The sequence below is a fragment of the Paludisphaera rhizosphaerae genome, assembly GCF_011065895.1.
Taxonomy (GTDB): Bacteria; Planctomycetota; Planctomycetia; order Isosphaerales; family Isosphaeraceae; genus Paludisphaera; species Paludisphaera rhizosphaerae.
The window spans coordinates 80,209-105,609 of record NZ_JAALCR010000015.1; the positions used below are offsets into that span (position 1 = coordinate 80,209).

31 protein-coding genes and 1 tRNA gene are annotated in these 25,401 nt (G+C 68.1%); 24 read left to right on the top strand and 8 right to left on the bottom strand.

Annotation, left to right across the window (positions count from 1 at the left end; all coding sequences use genetic code 11):
* Positions 1 to 25: 25 nt before the first annotated feature.
* The 19 genes from G5C50_RS19680 (at position 26) to G5C50_RS19770 (ending at position 14,634) form a co-directional block, all read left to right on the top strand.
* Positions 26 to 1,162: an SU10 major capsid protein gene (locus tag G5C50_RS19680; protein WP_165072107.1), complete on the top strand. Its 1,137-nt coding sequence runs from the start codon at positions 26 to 28 to the stop codon at positions 1,160 to 1,162.
* A gap of 92 nt (positions 1,163 to 1,254) precedes the next feature.
* A complete protein-coding gene (locus tag G5C50_RS19685; RefSeq protein ID WP_165072109.1) occupies positions 1,255 to 1,626 on the top strand; it encodes a hypothetical protein in 372 nt (123 codons plus the stop codon).
* Positions 1,613 to 2,305 carry a hypothetical protein gene (locus tag G5C50_RS19690; RefSeq protein WP_165072111.1) on the top strand — a complete coding sequence of 231 codons (693 nt, stop codon included), beginning with the start codon at positions 1,613 to 1,615 and terminating at the stop codon, positions 2,303 to 2,305. The genes G5C50_RS19685 and G5C50_RS19690 overlap by 14 nt, the downstream gene beginning before the upstream one ends.
* Positions 2,302 to 2,877, top strand: coding sequence for a hypothetical protein (locus tag G5C50_RS19695; RefSeq protein ID WP_165072113.1), 576 nt, complete (start codon positions 2,302 to 2,304; stop codon positions 2,875 to 2,877). Before G5C50_RS19690 ends, G5C50_RS19695 begins: the two co-directional genes overlap by 4 nt.
* Position 2,878: 1 nt before the next feature.
* On the top strand, positions 2,879 to 3,646 hold the full coding sequence (locus tag G5C50_RS19700; RefSeq protein WP_165072115.1) for a hypothetical protein: 768 nt from the start codon (positions 2,879 to 2,881) through the stop codon (positions 3,644 to 3,646).
* Between the two features lie 32 nt (positions 3,647 to 3,678).
* Entirely contained in the window at positions 3,679 to 4,116 is a 438-nt protein-coding gene (locus tag G5C50_RS19705) for a hypothetical protein (RefSeq protein WP_165072117.1), read from the top strand.
* 40 nt (positions 4,117 to 4,156) lie between these two features.
* A complete protein-coding gene (locus tag G5C50_RS32390) occupies positions 4,157 to 5,578 on the top strand; it encodes a hypothetical protein (protein ID WP_206107773.1) in 1,422 nt (473 codons plus the stop codon).
* 30 nt (positions 5,579 to 5,608) lie between these two features.
* On the top strand, positions 5,609 to 6,025 hold the full coding sequence (locus tag G5C50_RS19715; RefSeq protein ID WP_165072119.1) for a hypothetical protein: 417 nt from the start codon (positions 5,609 to 5,611) through the stop codon (positions 6,023 to 6,025).
* Positions 6,025 to 6,318, top strand: a complete 294-nt coding sequence (locus tag G5C50_RS19720; protein WP_165072121.1) for a hypothetical protein — start codon at positions 6,025 to 6,027, stop codon at positions 6,316 to 6,318. Before G5C50_RS19715 ends, G5C50_RS19720 begins: the two co-directional genes overlap by 1 nt.
* Positions 6,311 to 6,790, top strand: a complete 480-nt coding sequence (locus tag G5C50_RS19725) for a hypothetical protein (RefSeq protein ID WP_165072123.1) — start codon at positions 6,311 to 6,313, stop codon at positions 6,788 to 6,790. The genes G5C50_RS19720 and G5C50_RS19725 overlap by 8 nt, the downstream gene beginning before the upstream one ends.
* A 135-nt stretch (positions 6,791 to 6,925) precedes the next feature.
* Positions 6,926 to 8,464: a hypothetical protein gene (locus G5C50_RS19730; protein ID WP_165072125.1), complete on the top strand. Its 1,539-nt coding sequence runs from the start codon at positions 6,926 to 6,928 to the stop codon at positions 8,462 to 8,464.
* Positions 8,465 to 8,468: 4 nt separating this feature from the next.
* Entirely contained in the window at positions 8,469 to 9,017 is a 549-nt protein-coding gene (locus G5C50_RS19735; protein WP_165072127.1) for a hypothetical protein, read from the top strand.
* Positions 9,018 to 9,020: 3 nt separating this feature from the next.
* A complete protein-coding gene (locus G5C50_RS19740) occupies positions 9,021 to 9,401 on the top strand; it encodes a hypothetical protein (RefSeq protein WP_165072129.1) in 381 nt (126 codons plus the stop codon).
* The gene (locus G5C50_RS19745; RefSeq protein WP_165072131.1) at positions 9,401 to 10,009 is read left to right on the top strand and encodes a hypothetical protein; all 609 of its coding nucleotides are present in this window, start codon (positions 9,401 to 9,403) and stop codon (positions 10,007 to 10,009) included. Before G5C50_RS19740 ends, G5C50_RS19745 begins: the two co-directional genes overlap by 1 nt.
* 1 nt (position 10,010) lies before the next feature.
* On the top strand, positions 10,011 to 12,158 hold the full coding sequence (locus G5C50_RS19750; protein ID WP_165072133.1) for a hypothetical protein: 2,148 nt from the start codon (positions 10,011 to 10,013) through the stop codon (positions 12,156 to 12,158).
* Positions 12,159 to 12,163: 5 nt separating this feature from the next.
* Positions 12,164 to 12,727, top strand: coding sequence for a fibronectin type III domain-containing protein (locus G5C50_RS19755; protein ID WP_165072135.1), 564 nt, complete (start codon positions 12,164 to 12,166; stop codon positions 12,725 to 12,727).
* Between the two features lie 17 nt (positions 12,728 to 12,744).
* The gene (locus G5C50_RS19760) at positions 12,745 to 13,302 is read left to right on the top strand and encodes a hypothetical protein (RefSeq protein ID WP_165072137.1); all 558 of its coding nucleotides are present in this window, start codon (positions 12,745 to 12,747) and stop codon (positions 13,300 to 13,302) included.
* Between the two features lies 1 nt (position 13,303).
* Complete coding sequence (locus tag G5C50_RS19765; protein ID WP_165072139.1) at positions 13,304 to 14,215, top strand: hypothetical protein; 912 nt, start codon at positions 13,304 to 13,306, stop codon at positions 14,213 to 14,215.
* Entirely contained in the window at positions 14,212 to 14,634 is a 423-nt protein-coding gene (locus tag G5C50_RS19770) for a hypothetical protein (RefSeq protein ID WP_165072141.1), read from the top strand. Before G5C50_RS19765 ends, G5C50_RS19770 begins: the two co-directional genes overlap by 4 nt.
* A 518-nt stretch (positions 14,635 to 15,152) precedes the next feature.
* On the opposite strand, the gene G5C50_RS19775 is transcribed toward G5C50_RS19770, so the two are convergent.
* From G5C50_RS19775 to G5C50_RS19805, 7 genes are all read right to left on the bottom strand, one after another.
* Entirely contained in the window at positions 15,153 to 15,389 is a 237-nt protein-coding gene (locus G5C50_RS19775) for a hypothetical protein (RefSeq protein WP_165072142.1), read from the bottom strand.
* Positions 15,390 to 15,407: 18 nt separating this feature from the next.
* Positions 15,408 to 15,701 (bottom strand): hypothetical protein, encoded by a 294-nt coding sequence (locus G5C50_RS19780; protein ID WP_165072144.1) that lies wholly within the window; start codon positions 15,699 to 15,701, stop codon positions 15,408 to 15,410.
* 58 nt (positions 15,702 to 15,759) lie between these two features.
* The gene (locus tag G5C50_RS19785; RefSeq protein ID WP_165072146.1) at positions 15,760 to 16,554 is read right to left on the bottom strand and encodes a hypothetical protein; all 795 of its coding nucleotides are present in this window, start codon (positions 16,552 to 16,554) and stop codon (positions 15,760 to 15,762) included.
* A gap of 122 nt (positions 16,555 to 16,676) precedes the next feature.
* Positions 16,677 to 16,883 (bottom strand): YegP family protein, encoded by a 207-nt coding sequence (locus G5C50_RS19790; protein ID WP_165072148.1) that lies wholly within the window; start codon positions 16,881 to 16,883, stop codon positions 16,677 to 16,679.
* A gap of 51 nt (positions 16,884 to 16,934) precedes the next feature.
* Entirely contained in the window at positions 16,935 to 17,255 is a 321-nt protein-coding gene (locus G5C50_RS19795) for a hypothetical protein (RefSeq protein WP_165072149.1), read from the bottom strand.
* Between the two features lie 63 nt (positions 17,256 to 17,318).
* Positions 17,319 to 17,891, bottom strand: coding sequence for a hypothetical protein (locus tag G5C50_RS19800; RefSeq protein ID WP_165072151.1), 573 nt, complete (start codon positions 17,889 to 17,891; stop codon positions 17,319 to 17,321).
* Positions 17,892 to 18,106: 215 nt separating this feature from the next.
* The gene (locus G5C50_RS19805) at positions 18,107 to 18,340 is read right to left on the bottom strand and encodes a hypothetical protein (protein ID WP_165072153.1); all 234 of its coding nucleotides are present in this window, start codon (positions 18,338 to 18,340) and stop codon (positions 18,107 to 18,109) included.
* A 271-nt stretch (positions 18,341 to 18,611) separates the two neighbouring features.
* Between G5C50_RS19805 and G5C50_RS19810 the strand changes: the two genes are divergently transcribed.
* From G5C50_RS19810 to G5C50_RS19820, 3 genes are all read left to right on the top strand, one after another.
* Positions 18,612 to 18,989 (top strand): hypothetical protein, encoded by a 378-nt coding sequence (locus G5C50_RS19810; protein WP_165072154.1) that lies wholly within the window; start codon positions 18,612 to 18,614, stop codon positions 18,987 to 18,989.
* A 23-nt stretch (positions 18,990 to 19,012) separates the two neighbouring features.
* Positions 19,013 to 19,807, top strand: a complete 795-nt coding sequence (locus G5C50_RS32395; protein WP_206107774.1) for a hypothetical protein — start codon at positions 19,013 to 19,015, stop codon at positions 19,805 to 19,807.
* A 369-nt stretch (positions 19,808 to 20,176) separates the two neighbouring features.
* Positions 20,177 to 21,424, top strand: coding sequence for a hypothetical protein (locus tag G5C50_RS19820; protein ID WP_165072156.1), 1,248 nt, complete (start codon positions 20,177 to 20,179; stop codon positions 21,422 to 21,424).
* A 191-nt stretch (positions 21,425 to 21,615) separates the two neighbouring features.
* Here the strand turns inward: G5C50_RS19820 and G5C50_RS19825 are convergent.
* Positions 21,616 to 21,689 (bottom strand) — tRNA-Met (locus G5C50_RS19825).
* A gap of 138 nt (positions 21,690 to 21,827) precedes the next feature.
* On the opposite strand from G5C50_RS19825, the gene ettA reads away from it, so the two are divergent.
* Together ettA and G5C50_RS19835 are read left to right on the top strand one after the other, a co-directional pair.
* The gene (ettA, locus tag G5C50_RS19830; RefSeq protein WP_165072158.1) at positions 21,828 to 23,501 is read left to right on the top strand and encodes an energy-dependent translational throttle protein EttA; all 1,674 of its coding nucleotides are present in this window, start codon (positions 21,828 to 21,830) and stop codon (positions 23,499 to 23,501) included.
* Positions 23,502 to 24,175: 674 nt separating this feature from the next.
* Positions 24,176 to 25,219, top strand: a complete 1,044-nt coding sequence (locus G5C50_RS19835; protein ID WP_165072160.1) for a YsnF/AvaK domain-containing protein — start codon at positions 24,176 to 24,178, stop codon at positions 25,217 to 25,219.
* Positions 25,220 to 25,401 lie beyond the last annotated feature (182 nt).

A 25,401-nucleotide genomic window follows, 5' to 3' on the forward strand; every position in this document is an offset into this window, starting at 1 on the left:
CCCACCAACCGCATGAGGTCGCCCAATGCCAGCCTACGATAATGGCATCGTAACCCAGTACCCGGCCTTCAACGCCGGCGTGATTCCGAACGACGTGTTCGGCGTCGCGATCAACTGGTTCGTGAACCGAACCCCGCTCACGTCGCGCCTGCCGAAACTGCCGGTCGCCTCGCCGCAGTTCCTGATCGTGAACGACAACTACCGGCCGCGTCAGGTCGCGATCAACGTCGGCGGCACGCTGTCGAACAGCGCCACCACGATCGTCATGGCCGACTCCTCGAGCCTCGAGCCCGGCGACGTGATCCGGCTCGAGTCCGAGGACCTGCTGATCACGGCGAACGACCCCACGACCAACACCATCACCGTCACCCGCGGCTACGCCAGCACGACGGCCGCGACCCACGCGGACGGCACCAAGGCCCTGCTGGTCGGCAACAGCCGGACGGGCGGCGAGAACGAGGTCAAGGGGATCAGCCGGATCCCGACCCCGACCACGCAGTATTGCCAGACCGTGCAGCACGCCTACCAGGTCAGCGGCGCGCTGCAGGCGAACGGCAACTACGCCAGCTCGTTCGCGACCCCGCTCGACCGCGACCGCATGCTCTCGATCCAGCACGTCATGGACGACTTCGAGTCGTCCGCATACTACGGCTCGGGCGTCGGCATCACCGCGGGCGGCCGCCCCATGCAGAAGGGGATCCAGAAGCTCCTGACCACGAACAAGGTCACGACCCCGACCAACGCGGCCGCATACAAGTCGACGGACCTAATCCGCGACACGATGCAGGCCTGCTTCAACGGCGGCGGCAACCCGTCGATCCTGCTGGTCTCGACCGACTTCCTGCAGGCCTTCGCGACCTGGGGCCAGGCCGCGATGCGGATCAACGCCGGCCAGAACGTCTATGGCACGCCGATCGACCTGTTCGAGGCCCCGTTCTTGGGCGGGATCACGATCGTCCCCGCCCCGCTGCTGCTGCCCGGCACGGCGATCTGCCTGTCGGGCCCCGAGGCCCGGATCCGGCTGAAGCGCTCGATGATCGACAAGCCCCGTGGCAGCCGCGGGGACTCGTTTGAGGGCGACATCATCATGGAAGGGGCGATCGAGATCGACAACGAAGCCCATCACGCCTGGGTCTCCGGCGTTACGGCCTTCTCGGCCTGATCCGCGGCCTTCTCCCCACCACGTCCCCGCGCCGCCGCCCCGCCGCTCTCCCGGGGCGGCGGCGGTCCCCCATCCGAGCCGAGGCCCCGACCATGTCCGCCGATTATTCGTTCCCGGGCGTCCAGCCGTTCATCGAGCGGAGCGCGGCCGAGGCCGGCGTCCCCGCTCTCGCGATCACCCCGCTCCGGGGGCTCTGGCACGTCGCCCGCGTGCAAGACGCCCTGGCCCAGGTCGCCAAGGCCGACCCCGCGACCCGGGAATCCCTGCTGGACCAGGCCATCGCCCACCGCGACGCCCTGGTCGCCGCCCTCGACGGCGTCGACGCGGCGATCGACCACGTCCGCAAGGGCATCGCCCCCAAGCCCGACCCCGAGCCCGCCGAACCCGAGCCGTCGGACGAGTCGCCGGCGGACGAGGAGGCCGACCTCGAGCCCGAGGCTCACGACGCCGATGGCAACGACTGACCCCACCCCCAACACGGATCCGCTCTCGGTCCTGTACGCGACGGACGAACACCTCGCGATCCGGGCCGGCGGCGACTTCGTCGCCCTGACGCCGGCCTGGCAGGTCGCCGCCGCCGGGTCCGACGGGGCTTTCGCGAGCGGCTCGCCCTGGGACCTCACCTCAGCCTCGATCGACTTCGAAGCCGCCGGGATCGGGCCCGGGTCAGTCTGCCTGCTGACCAGGCCCCAGACGACGTTCCGGGGATCGGGCGTGCTGCTGGCCGTCGACCAGGTCGACGGCCCCACGGCCACGCTCCGGCCGATCGGGCCCGGCTCCGGATCAAGCCCGGTACCGGCGGCCGGCCTGTCGGGCGTCGTGTTCGCGTTCCCGACGTTGCGACCGCAGATCGAGGATGCGTCCTTCGACCTGAACCGACGGTACGGCATCGACCCCGCGAGCCTGTACCGCAATCCGTCCAACCTGGTCGACCTCCGGGAGCTCCGGGCGGCCTGCGTCGTCACGGTCCTCCTGAACCGCTACACGTTCGAGGCCCGCGGCAAGGACGGCGACTATCGGGCCAAGGCGAGGCTCCTCCGGGACGACCTCGACCAGATGCTCGCCCGGCTGGGCCTGCGCTGGACTCCCGCCGTCGCCGCGCCACGCCGGACCACGCCATTCAACACGCGGATCTCGCGATGACCGATCCCCTCGAGCCCCAGCTCCTCCGACGCCTCGAGCCGTGGAACCGGGCCGCCCGGCGACTCGTCGCGCGGGGGACCTCGGATGCGGCGGCCCACGCCTCGAGGGCGGTCGCCAAGACGTCGGCGACGGCCGCCCCCCGCGCGGCGGTCCGGACGCCGGCCTACCGCCGCGGCTCCGACCGGCTCGACGACCTGCAGGCCGACGTCCTCAAGCTGATCCGGAGCGCCCGAGAGGCGTTCTACGTCGATGCCTTCGACCTCTTGCGGCCGGGCCTCGACCCAGACCATCACCGCGTCGACGCCGGCCCGACCAAGGCCGGTGCGGCGATCGCACGCGGGGCCGTCCTCCAGGGCTACACGCTCGAGGCCGAGCTGGCGGGCCCGTTCGGCGAGGCCTCGAGGACGCTCGCCTCGGCGACGGCCCTGGCGGCCCGCAAGGACGGCGACGACCGCTGGATCGAGTCGTGGGAGGACCGGACGGCCCGGGCCCTGACGCGGGCGATCCTGACGGCCCTCAGCGACTCGCAAATCGCCCTGCTCACGGCGGTCCTGGCCGCGCTGGAGAAATGAGGTGGCCGGCTATCAGCGCGTCATCTTCAACGGCGATCCCGGCGACCGCTGGAGGAACACGACAGGCAAGGTCCAGTACCAGCTCCTCGTCAACTGGGCCAACACCTGCGGCGTCTGCGCCCAGTACGACCACGCGATCGGGCCGATCTGGCCGCTGCCGTATCACCGCAACTGCCGCTGCCGACAGATCGCGATCCCGCCCGAGGCCCTGGCCGAACCCTGGGTCGACTTCCGGGCGATCGCCGACGGCCTCGACCTCGAGGGCAAGCGGGCGCTCGTCGGGGCGTCGAACTACCGGCTGATTCAGGCCGGGACGGTCGCCTGGTCGGACGTCGTCACCCCCCACCGGGTCCGCGACCTGCACGAGGTCGTCGCGATCAAGAAGCTGTCGGTCGACCGGCTGACCGCCGCCGGGATCCGGCCGGCGATCGCCGAGGCGGCCCACGCGACGGTCCACACCCCCGAGCATCAGTTGATCGAAGCCCAGCGCCGACGGCTGGTTGCGAACCTCGCCGGCGCAGGCCTCGACCGCGCCACGCTGGCTTCGCTGGCGGCCGAGGGCCTGGCGGCCCGGGTCGTCGTCTCGGGACCGTCCGGGCGACAGAAGTTCGACGGCCTCGGCATCGACGACCGGCTGCGGCGGTTTCTGGCGGCCTGGCGACCCAAGCCGCCCAAGCCCGAGCCGAAGCTCAAGCCCGAGGAAACGCCCGGCCCCGACGACCAGGCCGGCGACGGGACGGCGATCCCGCCGACGCCCGACGACGAGTGATCCCCGACCCATCCCATACCCGGAGCCTCTCCATGGCCGACACGATCATCACGCCCAATGAGGGCGAGCTGCAGCTCCTCTCCGACCTGCTCACCGGCGGCACACTCGAGAATTGGTCTCTGCGGCTGTTCACCAACGCCGTCACCGTCACCGAGGCGAGCACGCTCACGGACTTCACCATCGCGACGTTCACCGGTTACACCTCGGCCACCCTGACGCGGGGGAGTTGGGGTACGCCGGCGAGCGGAACGCCCTCCGGGAGCTGGTCGGCCGAGGCTTCGGTGGCGGAAGCCAGCTATGCCGAGCAGACGTTCACGAACAGCTCGGCCAGCCCCGTCGCGATCAAGGGCTACATCATCGTCGGCGCGACGAGCGGCAAGGTCATTCGGGCCTGCCGATTCGAGACGGATCAGACGATCAACGCCTCGGGCGGGACGCTGAAGATTACGCCCAAGTGCGGCCTCGCCTGATCCGCGGCCAACGCTTCCCCCGGCTCGCGGAGGGCTACCCGTGGCAAATTCCTACCTCGGCCTCGACACGACCACGCAAGGGGCCTGGTCGACCAAATACGACGGCGGATTCGTCCCGCCGTCGGTCGATCCGGCGGCCGGGACGTCGCCCCCCGCCTACGTCACCAGCTACGCCAACACGGACAGCGCAGCCGAGTACGCGTTCTACCCGGAGGACGATCGAGCGGCCGCCCTGACGCGGCCCGGAGGCGGTCACGGCTACCTGGTCGGCTGGTATTCCGCCTCCTCGTTCCGGTTCGAGTTCACAGTCACGTCGGCGTGTCGGTTCGGCTTCTACATCTGGGACTCGGACAGCAACCGGCAGGCGAGCGCGTCGCTCCTCGCGAGCGATGGCGAGACGATCCTCGGATCCGGACCGACGCCCGTAGGCGGACCCTACGAAATCACCAACTACGCCGACGGTCTGTGGTTGGAATGGGAGCTGGACCCCGGGACCTATTACGCCCAAATCGTCCGGACCGCCGGAGCCAACGCGGTCGTCAACGGCCTGTTCTGGGGAGCGATCCCCGGATCGGCCGTCGAGGTCGACGGTCCCGGCGGCGTCTCGGTCGGCGGGCCGTCGGACTACTCGTCGTCGTCGTCGCAGGTCGCAGTCGGAGGCGTCGAGCTGGGGGGCGTCTCGGCGATCGCGTCGTCGACGTCGGTCGTCGCGGTCGGAGGCGTCGAGCTGGGGGGCGTCTCGAGCTATGCGACGGCCTCGCCCTCGACGGCCGTCGCCCTGGGCGGCGTCACGGTCGGCGGCGTCTCGACCTACTCGACCTCGACGTCGGTCGTTGCGGTCGGCGGTGTCACGGTCGGCGGGCCGTCGGACTACTCACAGCCTCCGGCCCCCGGTTCCGTCGTGGCGGCCGGCGGCGTGGCGATCGGCGGCGTCTCGACCTACACCAGCTCGACGTCCATCGTCGCGGCCGGCGGCGTCACGGTCGGCGAGGCCGAGCCGGAGCCGATCCTCCCGCCGTGTTCGCCGATGGCCCTGGCCGCGGCGATCCGCGACGCCCTGGACGCAACCGGGGCGTTCGACGCGGTCTGGCAGGCCGGCGACTCCGACGACCGGGGCGAGCCCGGCCGACTGGCGGCGATCGCCGTCGAGCGCGGGCCGGTCGTCTCCGAGGCTCTGTGCGACACAGGCCCGGACTCGCTCGTGATCCACACCGCGCGGCACTCGCTGCGGATCGTCGTCCGCCGCGACGATCCGCTCGAGCGGGACGACGAGGCCGACCGCCTGCAGGCCGTCGCCGCCAACGCGCTGAACGGCCGCAAGTGGTTCGCCAACGACTGGCCCGATTGGGCCCGCGTCCTCGAGTGGAAGCGGCTCCCCGCCGTCGACGCCGAACGCCAGGTCCTCGCGACGTTCCAATCCCGCTGGCATGAGGAGGGCTGGCGCGTCGCCCCCGACTCTTGACCCTCTCCACCTCCGACCGGAGCCCATCTCATGGCCGCATCGAAAGCCCAGGCCAATTGGACCGCCGTCCAGTTCAATTCGGTGGCACTCACCCGCATCACCAACGTCTCGTTCGACAAGGGGGGATCGCTCACCCCGGTCCAGGGCGATACGGACGTCTTCCCGACGCTGCTGGTCTCGCTCGGCCAGAACCCGTCGGCCAGCGTGACGAGCCTCGATCCGGCGTCGCTCATGGCGATCGCGCCGGGGACCACGGGAACGTTCACCGCGACCCACAAGGACGCCGCCAAGCAGACCGCCGGGGACATCGTCTACGTGATGGCCAACGCCGTCGCCGAGACGGGCGGCACCACCGGCCAGAACGCCGCGATCGGCACCGCAACCCAGTCGTTCAAGGCGTATTCGTCCGACGGCACGACCAACCCATTGAGTTTCACGAGGTCCTGATGCCCGGCCGTCCCGACGCCGTGAGGATCCCCGCGTCGCTCGTGGCCCGGCACGGCGCAGGGGAGGACCGATACGAATCCGTCGTGCTGCTGGCCGAGGACCTGCTCGAGGTCGACCTCGACTCGCTCGAGGAGGCCTATTGCCGCGACCAGCAGACGTTTTTCTTCTGCACCCGCGATCCGCAGGACGCGATGAACCGCCCCGCGAACGCCGACTCCCGGCCCGGCGAGCCCCGGTACCGCTGGGAACCGGCCGAGGACGGGGTCGAGCTGGGATACCTTATCGATGTCTGAACAGACCAAGCCCCGCCGCCGGCTGATCGAGGCCCGTCGCCGGCGGGACGGGTTCGACCCGGCCGACGGCTCGTCGGTTCCGGTCCGCCTGGCCGACGGCTGGGAGTGGTACATCCCCCGACCGATGATGGAGATCGTGCCGATCTTCGAGGGCGGCAAGGCCGTCGATTCGGCCCGGGGGATCACCTGCGGGCCGGAGATCGACGTCCTGCTCGAGGCGATCGCCGCCGAGACCAACCACGTCCGCCAGGTCCTCGCCGTGCTCACGCTGGGGGCGTTTTTGCTCCAGCGGAACTACGACCTGAGCGACGACGAGCTGCGTCGGCTCCTCGTCTTCCGACCCGGCGACGAGGCGTCCGAGTCGATGCTCCGGGGAATCGTCGAGGTCGCGACGGGCAAACTCAACGCCCTGTTCGGGCGGGGGGCGCTCTCCGACCCAAAAGGACGCGCCGCTGGGTCGGGGTCTCCCTGATCGCCGGCGGCTGTCCGCACGTCCGCTTGCCGCTCGACCTGGCCGTCGAATCCGCCCGCGCCCTGCTGGCGGTGAAGCGAACCGTCGAGCCGTCCCAGTTCGCCCCCGAGCTGTTCGGCTGATCGGAGACCGACCGTGTCTACTGGACAGACCCCGCCCGAGTTGACGATCCCGATCGGCATGAACCTGGACGAGGTCAAGAAGGACCTCGCCAAACTCAAGGAGCTGCTCGCCCAGGCCGGCCAGGCGGGGGTGGCCGGGTTCGACGACGCCAAGAAGTCGGCGAGCGGCTTCCTGGACGTCCTCGGCGAGTTCGCGACCCATCAGGGGTATCAGGTCGTTAAAGACGCGGCCTGGGCGATGGCGGGAGCCTTCGACGAGGCGTATCAGCACATCCGCGGCGTGGCCCGGGAATTCACGCAGCTCCAGCAGGCGATGACGCAGGTCGCCGCCCTTCAGGGCCGAAGCAACTCCGACAAGTTCACGCGCGAGCAGGCCGACCTGGCCGTCCAGGCGAGCCTCAAGGCCGACGAGTGGACCAAGTTCCAAGAGCAGTTCCAGAGCTACGGCGGGGCGTTCATCGAAGGCCCTAACGCCAAGCTCAACGGCGACGACGCGACGAAGTATCAGCAGTACGTGGCCGAGTTCGCCAAGGCCCGCGGCCTGAACCCGTCCGAGGCGGCCCAGCTCGCCGGCGGATTGCTCCAGTTCCAGGAGGGGCCGACCGACGCATCGACGATGATCGACCGCTTCGGCAAGGTCTTCAAAACCCTCGAGCGGGCGCCCACGCCGGTCCCCCAGCTCCTCCCCCAGATGACCCGAGTCATGGCCCAGGGAGCCAGCCCGGAGGAGGCCTCTCGGATGCTGGCGATCATGTCCGAGGCGATGCCCGGCGAGGAGGAGACGGGCGTCACCAACGTCCTCAAGGCGATCCGCAACGCCCGCCTCGGCGGCAGGGGCGCCGAGCTGGGCGTGACGAAGGGGATGACGCCGATGCAACAGGTCCAGGCCGCCGCCGCAGCGATCCAGGAGCGCGTCGCCGCCGGCGAAGACCAGGACGCGTTGATGGCCGAGTACTTCCCGGACATCCGGGAGTACCGGGGCATGTCGGGCTTCCTCAACCGCGGCCTCCGCGGCGGCGGATTCGAGCGGACCGGCGCCTATCAGGCAGAGACCCCGAGCGACTGGGTGTCGACCGAGCTGGACGCCTGGGAGGCGTCCGACGGCGGCCGACGGGCGCGTCTCCAGGCCGAGGAGCAATGGCGGCGGATCATCAACGGTCAGGGACAGGCCGCCGGCGAGGAGGCCATGCAGCGAGCCCGCAACGCGCTGCTCGCCGAGGACCGTTTCGGGACGGCCGGTCCGTCCGACGCGATCCGCGGGCTGCTCTCGCCGATCGCCGGATCCCGGGACGACCAGCTCGTCCGCGAACGGGCCATCCAGGACGCCCTGGCCCAAGCCCAGGCCGCCGGCGTCGACGTGTCCGGATTCTCCGCAGCGGAGCGCAACGGCCTGCTGCCGGGCATGGGGGCCGGCTTCGGCCAGTCGGCCTACGCGGGCAATGAGATGCTCGTAAAGCTCCTCGAGGAGATCCGCGACAACACGGCCCGGACCGGCCCCGGCGCCGGCCGTCCCCTCAACGTCCAGCCCCCCAACCCCCGCACGAGGCCCTGACGCCATGGCCACCGCGCAAGAGGTTCACGACTGGATCGAGAAGTTCGTCCACGGCTTCGACTTCACAAGGCCCGGCCTGGACCGCTCGCTCGGCCGGGACATCGCCCACGAGGTCGCCGGCCAGATCGCGGCCAGGTCCTCGATCCTTCAGGACCCCGACGGCCAGGACTGGGACGAGAACGAGCCGATGTACCGAAAACGGAAACAGCGGTCCTACGGTTGGGACCACGCTCCGAACTACCGAACGGGTCAGATGCTCTCGCACGCCTCCCTGTTCGGCGATCCGATCGTCGAGGCCCGGACGATCGTGATGGTTTACGGCACGGGCGACCCTCCGGGCGGGATCTGGTCGCCGCATGACAACCGATCGGCCTCGGAGAAGCGTCAGGACGAGGCCGTCACCGACCGCGAGAAAGCCGCCTGGGCGACCGAGGGCGACGCGCAGAACAACCGCCCGGCCCGGCCGTTCTACGCGGTCGACGACTCGATCCGGGCGGCCGTGATTGAAATCTGCGCCGACGCCCTCCGGGAATACCTCATCACGGGGTCCTGATTCATGCCCTCGATCGCCTATTACGACGGATTCCCGCTGTTCGGCTCGGCCGTCTGCTGCCGGATGGTCCCCGACGCCAACGCCGGCCAGGCCGCCGCCTACTTCGGCATCCCGGGCGTCCAGTCGATCGACGGCGGCGGCCGGGGCCGGGCGTTCTTCATCTCGGGGGTCTTCACCGGGGCGACGACGCTCGACATCCGGGCGGCCGAGGCGGCCCTCGATTCCTACGGCGACGGCCGGCCCCGGGTCCTCATCGATACGTTCGGCACTTCCTGGGCGAACGTGATCTACAAGCGCGAATATCAGCCCGGGAACCGGCTGTTGTTCCTCCCCGACGGCGGCTACGCGCTCGACTTCAAGTGCATCTTCCGGGGCCTTTACTGATGGCCTTTTCGCAGTCGACGGTCTCCAACGTGCGCTGGTCGATCGACGGCGGCGGCCTCTGGGTCGCCTGGGACTCCTCGAGCCCGGCCGGGACGATCTATCAGGTTTACCTCGACGGGGCGCTCGCTTGGTCCGGGACGCGGACGCACTGCGCGCTCGCGCCGCCCCGGGGTCGGGTCCGCGTCGACGTCGGCACGGTCGCCGCCGGCGAGGGCTCGACGTCGTTCGCCGGCGATCTCCCGGCCCGTCCCGCCCGCCGGGTCCGGCTGACCTGGCCGGGCGCCGACGGCGTCGCGGGATACCGCGTCTACCAGTCGCCGACGGCCGGGGCCGCCGTCGGGACGACGCCCGTCGCCCGGCTCGCCGCCGACGGCGGGGCCGGGTCGTCCTACTCGTGGACCTCGGCCGACCTCGGCCGGGGGGACTGGTCGTTCGCCGTCACGGCCGTCGACCAGGTCGGCGACGAGAGCATCGCGGCGACCGCCTCAGCGACGATCGCCGGCCCTCCGAAACCGCCGGCTCGGAACGCCGCCGGCGACCGCCTGACGTACACGTACGACCCCGCGACGGGCGTGGCGGCCCTCTCGTGGCTGCCGCCGGAGTCCTGACATGAGCGCCAGTTTCGACGTCGACCCGTCCAGCTCGCCGCTGGGCGGCCCGGCCGCCCCCGTCCTCTGCTGCCTGTACGACGGCTCGATCTACACGCCGCTGGGCAACGTCGTCTGCGAGCGGATCGACGTCGTCGAGGGGGCGACGCCGCCAGTGGCTCGGTTTCGGTACCTGCTCGACGTCATCGCCGAGGCCGAGGGTTATCCGACCCAGTTCGAAGACCTCTGGGGGCCCGACGCTCACGGCAAGGGGGTCGTCAAACCCGACGACCGGATCGTCGTGTTGACGTACAACCCGTTCGACGAGCGGATCGTCCTGTTCGACGGCTTCGCCCAGACGCCCCAGGTGGACGTGCAGGAATCCGTCCAGCAGGTCACGTTCCAGGCCGTCGGCGTGGCCGCCCGTTGCTTCGACCAGCCGATCGCCGACCGCGTCCAGCGCGACAGCGACGACCCGACGTCGACCGAGTCGGGCGTCTCCGTCTGGGTCGACCTCCCGGTCCGGTTCAATCCCGGCGGGATCCCGAACCGCACCCCGGACGGCGCCGACGAGGGGGCCGACGAGCCGGCGACCGCCGCCCCGGTCTTCCTGGACGAACGGATGGTGAAATCGCCGGATCCGCGCAAATACTGGACGCTGGGGGACGCCGTCCGCTACATCCTCCGCGCGTACAACGACGAGGATTGGATCGCCAACCCCGACTTCGCCGGCCTGGTCGAGCTGCTCGAGTCCCGCAAGCCGCACAGCGACGGCGCGTACGACCCCGACGATTCGTCGACCTACGACGCCGAGCCGATCGTCGTCCGGGACTTCGACGCCTCCAACATGCCGTGGCCCGAGGCCCTGGCCGGGCTGCTCTCGCTCCACGGCTTCGGCTTCCGCTGGACGCTCGAGACCGAGGATGGAGCGCCGAAAAACGGCCTGGCCGTCTACCGCCTGGATGCGGCCGACCCCAACGCCGCCAAGCCCGTCGACCTCGACAAGGCCGGGAACCCGCTCGACCCGGCCCGCAACAACGCCTGGCGGTTCACGCTCTCGCGCGACTCCAACGCGATCGTCAACGCGTTCGAGCTCGACGTGCCGCCCCGCCGCGTCGAGGCCTCGTTCGTGCTGGCCCTGGGCTTCATTCCGCTCGACGGCGACGAGGCGTCGGGGACGCGGCAATCCTACCTGCTGTCGAACCTGGCCCTCCCCGGGACCAACGCCGAGGCCCGCGAGGCCTACCGGCTGTACGTCGCCGACGAGGATGGATCCGGGCACTGGAACCTGACGACGGAGGCCTGGGTCGAGGGCGAGCCGCTCGACCTGTCCGAGCTGTTCCCGTTCGACGAGGGCTCGGAGGACGTCACGTACGTCGTCCGCCGCCGGCCTGGGACGTCGACGCTGTTCTCGGTCGACGACGCGGGCAACCCGCGCAAGGTCCAGCTCGCTCTCTCGCGCGACTACGCCGGGGCCTGTCCGGCCGTCTGGGACGGGACGGGGAAATGGCAGCCGATCCGAAGCGGCTGGAAACTGCTGGACGACCGTCTGGGGATCATCGTGAGTTGCGAGGACCCCGAGGCCTGGGGGATCGGCGAATATTCCGGCGACGACCCCCAGGAGCCCTCCAAAACGCTCCGGGGCATCACCTCGCAATGCAACCCGGCCGCTCCCAACACGCGGTTCTACCTGCGGCTGACGACCGTGATCGAGAGCGACCGGTCCCCCGTCTGGTCGGCCGCCAAGCGGGCCGCGTCCCCCACCACGTTCGAGCGCCGCCGCCGGGTCGACGCCCAGGACCATTTCCGGCAGGACACGGTGTCGAAGTGGTCGGCGTTCGCGGCCGAGGGCGACGCCGGCTCGACCGACGTGGACGCCCGCGACGACACGGGGGAGGCCCTGGCGCTCGCCAGCCAGCTCCGCGCCGCCCACGAGACCGCGCCGCTGATCGGGACGATCATGATCCCCGGCCTGTCGACGGCCTTCGACGTCGGCGACCGGATCTCCCAGATCCGAGGCCGGGACGTCGACCTCCGGCGCAACGCCGCCGCCGGCGAGGGGGAGGCCCCGACCTATCCCCGCGTCGTCGCCCTGTCCTGGACGTTCGCCGACGGCCAGGCCACCGCCGTCAGCTTCACCGACCGCCCCGGCCGCGACCCCGAGGTTTGATACGAATGGCTGTCACCTACAACGTCTACGGCAACGACGGCGCCGGCGGCCCGGTCGACTATTCCACGCCGGTCGCGACCGTCTCGGCGACGACCTGGTCGACGTCGGCGCTCGCCGCTCCGGGCTTGCACCGGTTCGCGGTCCGGGCCGTCGACGGCGAGGAGGAGTCCAACGTCGACGCGGTCGCCGCGATCCCGCTCTCGGCCGCCGGGGTAGACCTCTCCGGGCTGCCGTCGGCTCCGATCCAGCTCGCCGCCGCACCCGCCGGCGGCGGGACGATCCGGGTCGCCTGGCGGCCCGCGTCCACCGGCCCGTTCGCGACCTCCTACCGGGTCTACGTCGGGACCGGCGGAACGCCCTCCTACACGACGCCCGTCGCGACCGTATCCCCCCGCGGTTCCGGCCTCCAGGCCGCGACCCTCACCGGCCTCACGGCCGGAACCGCCTACGCCGTGGCCGTTCGGGCCGCCAACGCCGCCGGCGAGGAGTCGAACACGACGATCGTCGAGGCGACCCTCGCCGCCGCCCCGCCGTCCGCCCCCGCGTCCCTCACCGCGACGGCCGTCTAAGCCCCTGGGATCTCGCCATGCCTCAAGACGACCTCCGAATCCTCCGGGCCCGCGCCGCCGCCCTGGACGGCCGCCTGGACGTCGAGGACGACCGACCCAGCCGCGACGCCGGCTCGCCCAGCTTCCTCTGCAAGGTCTACGACGGCGGATCGATGCCGTCGGGGGGATCCCAGGTCTACCTCGTCCACCCCGTCAATCTCGACGGCGACGAGACCGAGGGGGCGTCCGCGACTCCGGACGTCGACGCGGACCGGTCCATCCCCGTCGTCTTCCTAACCCAGCCGATCGCGGGCCAGGTCTATTCGGCGGTCTCGATCGGAGGCCGCTGGGTCGCCTCGCCCGGCGGCGGCGCCGGCCGCAAGGCCTGCAAGTCGACCACGGCCATCACGGCCCGGTCCGGGGCCACGCCCGGCGGCGGCTCCGTCCAGCCGCTCAAGAACGTCTCGGGGACGCTCACGAACGTCGGGGGGACGATCTCCGTGGGCAACCTCGGAGCGGCGATCGCGACCGGCAAATACTGCATGTACTGGACCGACGATTACGGCGCGGTCTGGGTCGAGCCGGAGGAGTGCTGACATGGGGCGCCGCACCTGCTGCTGCACGGTTTGCACGCGGACCTGGACCGTACTGGGGTGCTCCAACTACCCGCTCCCCGACGCCGTGGTCACGATGACGTCCTCGGGCGGGATCGTCTCGACCGGGACGACCGGGGCCGACGGCACCGTCGTCATCCCGCACGGCGCGTCGTCGGGCTCATGGTCGGTGAGCCACCCCTCGGGCCGATTCTTCACCAACTCGGGAACGTTCACGGCCTGCACCGGAGCGACCACCCAGACGGTGAACCTCTTCGCCGCGACCGGCTATCGCTGCTGCAACCTGTTCGGGTCGGGCGTCGCCAACCCGTACCCGGTCGCGACGACCTTGACCCTGACCGATGGCGGCGGGTCCATGTCCGTCGCCCTGGCGGCGACGTGCGATTTTTCCGTCTGCTCGCTGCGACCCAACGCCGACAACTACGCGGCGAGCTGCGACGTCGTCGCGGATCGGCTGTGCTACGACTCCGTATCAGGGACCAACGTCCAGCTCTACAAGCCGCCGACGATCGGGACGGGGTCGATCCAGGTCACGTACACGATGGCCAACACCGCGTCGGGCTGGCAGCTCACGCAGGCCTATTACTGGTGCGTCGGCACGTGCTACTGGGAAGGCGACTCCTGCCCAACCCCCACCGTCTCGACCAAGAACAAGGCCCGCTACTGGCGGGTGCCGATCGCCTGCGGATCGGGCAGCAGTGCCGGCGGGGCCTTGCTCAAATCGCACGTTTCGACCGGCTACACGATCAACTCGCTCAACCCGCCCAACGTGACGTTTCATTTTGCGAGCGGGAACGGCTTCGGCCCGTTCGACGTCATCCCCGGTCCGGTCTGTACGCCGACCCCGACGCCGACTGGGAATCCCTATTCCTCCGACGTGACGATCGCCGCATGAAATGCTCAAGCTGTCCGGTCGCCGGCGCGTGCGTCGGCCAGACCGCCGAAACGTCGTTCGCATGCGGGATGGCGGAACGTGGGCTCGAGTCCGACCGCAACTGGATCCGCCATGCCTCCGGCGAGGCCGAGACCCAGCCGGCCGAGGTCCTCGAGGCCCCGTCGTCGGCACCGGAGTTTCCAACGCTCATCGACCAGGTCGTCGGCCTGGTGGGGACGCTCGTGAGCTGGGCGCGGTCGGGCTTCTCGCTCGCGCCGGGGATCGAGCGGCGGCGGCGGCTGACGATCTGCCTGGCCTGTCCGCTCCTCGATCGCCCCAGCGGACGTTGCACGGCCTGCGGCTGCCTCACGGCGGTCAAGCCGTGGCTCGCGTCGGCCGACTGCCCGCAAGGCCGCTGGGGGCCTCCCGGGCCTTCGTAGGCCGGATCGGCATAAGTGGGCTTGCACGACGGCGCCCGCATGGTAGGATTGCCCCGTGCTCGGGAGCTGCTAGCGCTGTCCTCCTGTTCCTGACGGGTCCGGGCCCTGGAACGGGAGGAAACCTCGATCACAAAAAAGCCGCCGTCGGTCCGCGAGGACCGCCGGCGGTTTTTTCATGCGCCGGAAACCAAACCGCCCCACATGACGCGCAAGTCGTCGTGCGGGGCGGCTGGTCAGATCCATCAAGATTCCCACGCAAGCATAGCACACCGGCCCGACCGGCCGATGATTTCCCCGTCCGGGCCCCACTCCCGGCTTTGACCGACCGACTGACGACGACGATCGAGGCCCTGGGCGAGAGCCTGGGGCCTTCGTCGTTCAAAGCGAACCGCCTCGCGGGTCGACTTTGCACGGCTGACCCGCGAGGCGATTGGACCAGCCGCCGAAAACGCCGGGGCCGGCCGTTGTGAGATCGCCCCCGCGCCGTGCGCTGTACCTCAAGTATAGTTCCCCGCCGCTCAATGCGCCTCGACCGTGTAAACCCCGCGCTCGCCGGTCTCGGCCTGGTGGGCCCAGACGGCCGCCACGCACTCCCGCCAGCTTCGCCACCGTCCCGCCGACTCGGTCCCCGGGACCGGCCCGTCCCGGCTCCACAGGACCCACCGCCACCAACCGTCGCGGCCGCGATGGACGTGGTACTCGATCGGCCTCGGGGCGGCCGGCTTCGGTGCGATGGTCTGAGCCGTTGCGGTCATGGCGTGCGCTCCCGTCGGTTAGAGCGGGCGAGGGTCAAGCGCCGTCAGGTGCCTCCAAGCTTCGTCGCGGATCATGAAGGGGAGGCCGTCGTTGTTTGCGATCCTCCACGGCGAGGACGGCTGAACGAGGATCCCGGCCTCTATCAGACTGAGAACCGACGGGTCTTCCCAGGGCTTCAGAAAGAGGCAACGCGATCCCTGGTCGAGGAAGAGGTTCAGGACCCGACGCTCGTCGGGCGAGGCGCCGTCGACCCGCCGAGCCAGCCAGCTCGACCCCTCCGGCTTCTTCCGCCCGAATCGGAACCAGCCCATGACGTCCACTCCCCGGGGTGAATCGAGTCGTCCCGGGGAAGTGTACACCATCGGCCGTTCAGGCCTCGGGGTCGACGATCGACGTCTCCCAGAGCTTCAGGGTCTGCATGAGGATGTCGTAGTCGGCCTTCGTGATCTTCTTCCGGGGGAGCTGAATGGCCACGATCTCGGCCAAGGAGCTGAGCGGTACGTTGAGGGTCAGGGGCCGCGAATCGCCGGCGATCGGCGCCGTCGTCCCTGGCGAGATGTACTGGCCGTTCATGGGGGTCCTCGCTGCCGACGTCGCATCGGCGGCGGCCGCATCCCTGTCGGCCTCGTCCGCCGAGACGTCGCCCAGGATACCCTGCTGGTCCAGGCGGGCAAAGAGGATTGTCGACAGGTAGACTCTCACCGCATTCCGGGCCGCCTCGTCCGTATAGTCCTCGTTCAACCTCAAATGGTTTTGGAGGATCGTCTGGTCGAGGACCTCGGCCCCGAACTCGCCCCATAGCATCGCGTGGGACTTCGGAAGAAGCGCCGCATGCCTGATCTTCTTGTCCCGCTCGGGCGAGCGTTCGAGCGTGTCGGCGACGATCTTGTGGCCGTCGTCGCTGATCCGGATGCGTCGGCCGTCGCCGCCGCCTTCGTCGTTGATCAAGCCGTACTTCTTCAGCGCCGCGACCGTCTGCGTGAAGCTGCTCCCCTTCTCGCTGTAGCCGAGGAAACTAGCCGCCGTGGGCATGTGGATCGGGCTGCGCCTCGCCTTCTCGTACAGGATCCGCGTCTTCGAGATCGCCGATTCCAGGTCGATGAAAGGGGCGTTGCGAGCCCCGCTGGAGTTGGGGGCGACCCGCAGCTTTTCCAGGACGGCCATGATCTTCGCTCCATCGAAAGAAGACGTGTTCTCCTAACGGGGCGAAGTAATAGCTCTTCCTCGGTGAGCCGTCAACTCCGTTTTCGGCTCGCCGAGCCGGCGAGCCGACGGCTCACCCACCGTCACTCCCCGCCGGTCCATCGCTGTGGAGTCGCGGTCTCGTCGATAATCCCCGCCGCCGCCGCGCGGCTCCGGATCCGCTCGATCGCCGATCGGCATTCGCCGTTGCTGTGATATCCCGGGCCTGAGACGGCGACGATTTCCGAGCTCGCCGCCTGCATGCGCCAGCGGTATTCGCCCACGTCGTCCCTGTAGATGTAGAAATTCATGCGGTGAATCCTCCTCGAGACATGAAACCGATCGTCCGCCGCCGCTTGTCGCTATCTCGGCCGTCGCGGCTCGCGTCCCTCGAGGACGTCGTCGACGGCCGCCGCGACGACGAACGGATTGATCGGCCGCCCCTCGTCGCGCTGACTCCGCAACACGGCCTCCATGAGCTCTCCGCGCCGCAACCGGCCGCCCGCAGACTCCAGGGTCGCTTGCGCCGCCCCATAGGCCCTCGGGTAGTCGTGAGACCTCGCGACCCGCTGGTAGAAGGCTTCACGCCGCCAGAGCCAGACCCGCTGGTCGTCCCTCCATACGCCGATTGCCACGACGGCCGCGCCGATCGCGGTCAAGGCAAGGACGATCGCTTCGGTCACTCTGGTTCTTCTCCCGTCTCCCCATCCCGCAGTCACTCCCCGCCGGTCTGGTCGGTCAGCCGATCAAGGACCGCTGGGAATCAACTTCAAGACCGGTGATGATCGCGATTCCCGGTATTCGAAGAACGATCGTTTGCCGTTCATCCCCGTCTGATAAAAGGCACCGGTTTCGGTCTGGTCGTGGATCGAGAGATATGCGCTTTCGGCGTCGACGTGAAACAACACCCTGGCAGCACCGCGACCGTCTCCCAGCAAGAACCCAGAGCCGACCGGGCCAGCGCCGTGAAGACCGGCTCGGGTATTATTGCGGTTGTCCAGGATATTGAGACTGGTCGATGACAGCTCAAGACGGGCTCGATCTTCCTGGGCGTTGTGAATTTCGATCCTTCCCTCCGACTCATCCTGACGCCCGGTAGTGCCTAGGACTACCGCATCCTTGCCGCCGTCTCCCACCACGCGAATCTTATCGGCAATGATCTCAGAAGCCCGAATCGACAGCGCGTCAATGTGGGATGACGCAAGGTCCGTCGTGGGATCGAGGAGGGTCGCCCTTATGTCTCGCGGAGATCGAGAATGCGCCGGAAATGAATTCCAGGCTTGCCAGGCACCCAGCCCAACCAGAAGGACGGCCAGCACCCGGTTCCGTCTCTCAAGCCTCCGCAGTCGGACCTCCAGGTCGGAGGTTTGAGACGCGACCTCGAACGTCGGAGGATCGCCATTAGGGGGCTGGGACGCTTGATAGGGGAACTCGCCCCGACATCTCGCGCATCGAACCTTCGCCCCCTCGGCCGGCGGCACCTTCGCCTTGCCGACCAGCCCGCAATGCGGACAGACGATCTCCATACGGTCCATCAGGCCTTGCCTTTCCTCGGTTTAGGCGGCGCGTCAGGAGATTCGGGGCCGGAGAGCTTCGCCGCTTCGGCTGCGACGTGCTGCGCGTAACGCTCCTGAAGCACAGGACGCAGGATTTCGGACATCACGTCGACAGCCATTCTCCTCTCGAACGCCGCCACGATCGCTGCGAGTTCGGCCACATCCTGGGCCACACGAACCTGCGCCGAAGTAGGGCCTTTCTTCTTCGCCACGGGCGGTCTTCTCTCAAGAACGGTCGCCATCGTCGTCCCTTTCCACATTTGTCACGTTATCACGCCGCCACGGAGCCTTCCACCCTAAGTCTAGCGAGGAAACGGCTAAGATCAATCGCACTGAAAAATTACATGGCTATTGACGACGCGTAACTTTGTCACTAATATTGGATCGTCGGTCGCAAAGTGCGGCCGGCTTCGAAATGCGAAGGGCCTCGACGACTGGAACTCGCCGAGGCCCGTAGGTTCGCGAAAGGCAGGTCACAAACCAATGGCTACTGTACTCCGGTCCGCCTCGAAAGCCAAGGCCGCCAAGCTCCCCGAGATCGTCCGCTGCTGCGACTGCCGATGCCCGATCGAGGACGAGACCCGGGCCGTTCTGGCACCGATGCCCGTCCGATGCGACACCTGCGACAACATCCGCGAAGCCCGCACGGCGCTTGAGGAGATCATCGACTCGGCCGACGAGCGGTTGATCGAGGAGGCCTTGAACTGGCTCCAGCTCGCCCTGACCGATGCGGCGATCTTCCGTTCGGCGAGGGCCCGGCGCATCCTGGACGATGCGGTTTACCGGGCGATCGAGGTCGCCAATGTCCGTGAGGTCCGCGACCCGGTCATCGTGGGCGGCGAGGACGATTACGACTTCTGACCCAGGGAGGGGGAGGCCTCGCCATGCCGGTCGGACCAGTGGGTTACGCGACGGACAGGCTCGCCCGACGGCACGACGAGGTTTTCCCCGGATCGACGTGCAACGGCGCGTTGATCCTCCGGCATCAGGTCCGCGTCCCCCGGGAGGCGGTCCAGGACGTTTTCGAGTGCTCCCGGTGCGGCCGGTGGAGCTTCTACGGTCGGAGAAGACGAGCGGCGATCAACGAACAGAAGCGGCGGCAGACGGAATCACAGGTGAAGCCGATGAAACTCAGGATTTCGGTCCATCGGAAGAACGGGGCCCCGAACTACGGGTCGGACGGGGTCGGCGCGGAACTGGAGCTGGAGCTGTCCGACGAGCTGGCCCGCGACGCCAACGCCGTCGTCCAGCACGGCAGCTACTGGTACGGCTCGCTCGAGCGGATGGTCGACGACCAGCTCCGGCGGATGTCCTCCCAACACAACACGCCAGCCGTCGGCGTCAACAGCAACGGCCATCACTCGCCGTCGGCTCCGGCTCCGGCCGCGATCCCCGCCCCGGCGCCCATCGCCGGCGGGGCCCCGGCCGGATACCAACAGCCGCCGGCTCCGGCCCCAGCTCCTCGGCCGTCGGCTCCGGTCGGGGGAGAGCGGAACGACGCCCCCAGGAACGGACGGCAGTTGCTCGGCTGGGCGAACAAGGTCGGCAAGTACGACGACCTGATGGCCCTGGCCAAGTCCTGGGGCCGTGGCCGGATCAACGATTGGTCGGCCGACGACGTGGCCCACGCCTACCAGCATCTGGCCCGGCCAACCCCGCAACCGTGGGGAGGAGGCTGAAAAGCAACGCCGGCCGGCTGATTCCGGCCACCCGGCCGCCCGACCTGGCCGAAATCGGCCGGGTCGGTCTGGCCAAAGTCTACGGTCTGGGGCCGCATCCGCGCATTTTCCGGCGGGATCGGTCCGGTAAAGGGTAGGGGAGGGGGGTTGACGCCTTGATTGGCCGCCCGACTCCAGGTATGAGTGATTTCGCAATCTTCGGCGGATGACGGTTCGCCAGGATTATCCGTACACCTCGGCGGCCCTAACAGGCTGCCTTGGCTCCCCCGGCCGGGCCGTCACTCGGCCGGGGGGACCCACAACCACACCGAGTTTCGGGGCTTGTCGCCAAACTTCCCCCGCGACTCGGTCAACGCCAGAGTCACTCCGATGTCTTTCACCGCAGTTCCACGGGGCGCTCCCCCGCCGGGCGTCCGTGCGCCCGTGCCCAGAAGAGGGTATTGCCGCTCTCCCAAGCAACTCGTCGCCCGCGCCGATCTGACCGACGCGGCCAAGATCCTCTTGGCGGCGCTGGCCGGTCTCTGCTGGGGCGACAATCGGGAGGGAACACCTTCCATCTACCATATCGCCGACGCTTGCGGCTGGGCCGGTAAGACGTGGAAGGTTAAGCGGGCGATGACCGAGGTCGTCAAAGCTGGACTGGTGGACCGATTTCCATGCTCTGACGCGCCGGGCTACGTCTGGACGACGCGTCTCCTCTACGATCCATCGGGATACGACGACGTCCACGACGACGCCGAAAACCCGTCCGTCCGCGTCTTTGACCCCAGCGCGCCAGCGCCCCAACCCCAGGGCGCAGGTGCGCCGACCCCAGAGCGCCAGTGCGCCAACCCCAGGGCGCAGGTGCGCCGACCCCAGAGCACTGGCGCTACCCCTTCTTCTAGAAGTATTCAGACTGTCTTAGACCTTGTAGACGACGTAGACGCCGGAACGTCGCCGTCGACGGTTTCGACGACCATCGAATCGGAGAACCCAGTCCCGATAGTCGAGAATGCAATCCAGGAGAAGACAAGCCCGGACCCAGATCCGGCTCCGGCAGCCGACGCCCAGGACGTTGCCTGTCTGGCGGTCGTTGCTGCTCTCGTCGAGCGTGCGTCGAAGCTGTGGCCGACCCAGGCTCCGGAGATGAGCCTGCGAGTCGGCGATCTGGTGGATAAGAGTCGCAGTCTCGGCTATGAGAGCGACGGTGCCCGGGCGGCGGTTGAATACGCCTACCGGGCAAAAAAAGGGCCTGGACTCGCGTTCTCAATGCTTACCGAGTGGAGTTCACACGGCAAGTCGCTCGCCGATCTTCGGTCGTATCTCGCGGCGCTGGCACCCAAGCCGACGTCCCGCGTCGAGCCGGTGTCGAAGCCAGTCGAACAGTCTGGGCCCATCGATGACGAGGACCTCGCTAAAGACCTCGCGACGGCGCGGGACAGAACCCAAAGCCTGCAACAGAGGCGATGGGCGGCAGCCAGGGTCCGGCTTGCCGCCGCGCAAGGCTACCTCAAGAACGAGAACCTGGACGGTCTTCCGCCGCCGGAGGCGCAAAAAAGAACCGGCTGCGGGGCCTGTCGCCAAACTTCCCCCGCAGCCGGTGCCAGAGCGTTGTATTCGAGCCGAATCCTAGCCTAAACGGGAGTTCAGGGCAAGGCTTGCGACCCGAATCACACCCGCGTTGTACGGCCTTTGAAGGCCGTGATTCCGAAACTTGTGCACATATTCAGGCGATATCGGTTTCCGACTTCGCTAGCGATGGCGTTCCGGTGCCTCCCGGATCGCCGTAGATTCACCGACGAGGGGCGAAAGTACGACGGTCGGAGAAGTACCGGGGTGGGGACTCGAACCCCAGACCTGCGGATTATGAGACCGCCGCTCTGACCAACTGAGCTACCCCGGCGTCGAGGGCTGCGATTGGGGAAGCTTGTCCCCAGGAGTCGCCTCGGCGATAATCAACCTACCAGACGACTCCTGCGGCTTCAAGGGGGTCGCCTCGCTTCGGCCGTACTCCGCGCCTCAAATTCGGAAAGCTCAGGACATGCCTCCGCAATACATTTTCCAGATCGAGAAACTGTCTAAAGCTCATGGGAAGAAAGAGGTTCTGAAGAACATCTGGCTTTCCTTCTACCCCGGCGCGAAGATCGGCGTGATCGGCGGCAACGGCTCGGGGAAGAGCACGCTCTTGAGGATCATGGCCGGGCTCGACAAGGATTTCATCGGCACGGCGCGACCCGCCCCAGGGATCTCGATTGGGTACCTGCCTCAGGAGCCAACGCTCGACCCGCAGTACGACGTCCGCGGCAACGTCGAATTGGCGGTCAAGCCGGTCCGCGATCTTCTGAATCGGTTCGACGCCATCAACGCCAGGCTGGGCGAGGGCCCCGACGCCGACGAGATGGATGCTCTTCTCGCCGAGCAAGCCGACGTTCAGGACGCCATCGAGGCGGCCGAAGGGTGGGATCTCGACCGCCGGCTTGAGATCGCGATGGACGCCATGCGGCTGCCGCCCGGAGACGCCGACGTCTCCACTCTCTCCGGAGGAGAGCGCCGTCGCGTGGCCCTGTGCAAGATCCTGTTGGAACGACACGACATTCTCCTTCTCGACGAACCGACCAACCACCTCGACGCCGAGAGCGTCGCCTGGCTTGAGCGTCACCTCTCGGAACATCCGGGGACGGTCATCCTCGTCACCCACGATCGCTACTTCCTCGACAACGTCGTGAAGTGGATTCTGGAACTCGACCGCGGTCAGGGGATCCCCTGGGAGGGGAACTACTCCTCGTGGCTGGAGCAGAAGCAGAACCGCCTGGCGCTTGAGGAGAAGCAAGAGAGCACCCGGCGGAAACAACTCGCCCGCGAACTGGAGTGGGTGCGGATGTCTCCTCGGGCTCGGGTCGCCAAGAATCGGGCCCGACTTCAGCGATACGAGCAACTCGCGGCCCAGGACTACGAGAAGCGAGAAGAGGCGGTGGTCCTTCAGATCCCACCGGGGCCGCATCTGGGCTCACTCGTCGTCGAGGCGGACGGCGTGTCGAAGGCCTTCGGCGACCGGCTGCTGTTCGAGAACCTGTCGTTCCGACTTCCTCCTGGTGGCATCGTGGGGGTCATCGGGCCGAACGGAGCGGGCAAGACCACGCTCTTCCGGATGATCGTCGGCCAGGAGAAGTCCGATGCGGGCGAGCTGAAGGTCGGCGATTCCGTCGTCCCGTCCTACGTCGATCAGAATCGCGACGCCCTGACCCCCGAAAACACCATCTTCCAGGAGATCACGGGGGGGGCCGACCAGGTGACGTTGGGGCGTCGGAAGATGCCCGCTCGGGCGTACGTCGCGTCGTTCAATTTCAAGGGGCCCGACCAGGAGAAACCTGTCGGCAAGCTCTCGGGCGGCGAACGCAACCGCGTCCACCTGGCCAAGCTGCTCAAGAGCGGCGGCAACCTTCTGCTCCTCGACGAACCGACCAACGACCTCGACGTCGAGATGCTTCGCGCCCTGGAAGAAGCGCTGCTCGACTTCGGCGGCTGCGCCGTGGTCATCAGCCACGACCGCTGGTTCCTCGACCGGATCGCCACCCACATCCTTGCCTTCGAGGGCGACAGTCAGGTCGTCTGGTGCGACGGCAATTTCGAGACGTACGAAGCCCAGCGCCGCGAGCGGTTGGGCGTCGACGCCGATCAGCCGCATCGCATCAAGTACAAGCCGCTGGCGCGTTGACCGCGGCGGTGCCGTAATAGCAAGAAGGGCCCATGCGATATCGTTGTCGCATGGGCCCTTCTGATTTCCGTTCATCGGCTTCCGACCTCCGCCAGCTAGGCCACGCAAACCACCAGCGCAGCGGGATCGTCAGGGAGGGCCCTCGGCGGCCGCAATCGGCCGATTCATCGAAGACGATTCGCGATTCCATCGACGACCGTTGTGGCTCGCGCCGCAAGCTGTCACGGGTGTAAGCTCACCGCCGGTCAGGTCAACCACTTCCGAGCCCGGGATGATTCCCAAGGCGGTGACCGCCTCGCGTATTTAGAGATCGAAGGCACTGCCATCGCCGGTCATCGGCTCTGCGTCGCGGAGAGAGAGCGCGTCGCCCCGCGCATCATCCCTCCCTCATGCCATCCCTCTGTGCCCAGGACGCGAGGGCCTCGCCCGCCAATCGCCGCGGGGTCTACGACTCCTCACGACGGCCTTGAATCAAGCAATCAGTGCGCCTGGCTAAAAAGCATTTCTTGGGTTTTTTATCGGTGCGTAAGTGAGTCTGAGCGGCACTTCGTTTGCCTCCCCGAAAGATGTTGCCTTGGGCGGGAGTAAGCCCTAAGCCCGCGAGGCGCAACGTCTCTTGCCCATCTCTCCGCTTCGACTCATCTCTACGAGCAACAGCTGAAGGAGACGAAAGCATGTCCACCCGCAAGAACCCTGAGAAGAGCGTGGATGTCCCTCCTTACGGGGATCGCAATCCTGATCCCATCACCGACGCTCCTGGGGCGCACCCCGTCGAGACTGGCATCGGAGCCGCGCTCGGGGGCATGGCGACCGGCGCTGCGATTGGAACCGTTGCTGGGCCTGTCGGTACGGCGATCGGCGCGGCTCTCGGTGCGTTGGCTGGAGGGCTTGCCGGCAAGGGGGTGGGCGAGTTGATCGATCCCACGAGCGAGGACGCGTGGCTGCGCGAATCCTTCCCCTCTCGCCACTACGCCAAGAAGGGTGAGACGTACGAATACTACGAGCCCGCCTACACCTATGCTCGCGACTCCGAGACCAGGTTCGCTGGCAGACCGTTCGCCGAGGTCGAGCAGGATCTCAAAGCGAATTGGGACAAGACAAAACACCCCGCCGATCTGTCGTGGGACAAGGCCAAGCCCGCAGTCAAGGACGTCTTCGACTACCGCTCGACTCATCGCTACGCCGGCGAAGCGACTGAGCGGCACCTGGGCAAGCCCTACGTCGAGGTCGAGAAGGACCTTCAGACGGACTGGGAGAAGACCAAGCATGCCGCGGACATGTCGTGGGACAAGGCGAAGGACGCCGTCAAGGACGCCTACAACCGAACGATCCAGCTTCGCGAGGAACGGCTGAAGGTCGAGAAGAAGCCCGTCGAGGCGGGGAACGTCACGATTCGGAAGGAGGTCGTCACGGAACACAAGACGATCACCGTTCCTGTCGAGCGAGAGGAGATCGTCATCGAGCGGCGGCCCGGTTCGGGGAAGGTCATCGAGGGGGGCATCGGTGCGTCGAAGACCGAGGAGATCCGCATCCCAGTCAAGCGTGAGGAAATCCAGGTCGGGAAGGAAGCCGTGGTGACCGGCGAGGTGACGGTCGGCAAGCGAAAGGTGGAGGAGACCGAGAAGGCCTCCGGCACCGTGCGCAAGGAACAGCTCAAGGTCGACAAGCACGGCGACGTCGAGATCGACGATCGCGGCCGCGAGCCCGGCCGTCGCTGAGACGACGGAACGACGGCTTTATCGAGGAGGCCCCGCCGACCCCTCTGCACCAGGTAGAGGACGCCCGGCGGGGCTTTCTTCGATTCCAGCGACGGTAGAAAGGATTCGCTGAGAAGGAACACGACCACGGAAGAGCGATCCGTTTCCCCTCGATCGAGAAACAAGCTTCGCGATGCTCTGGC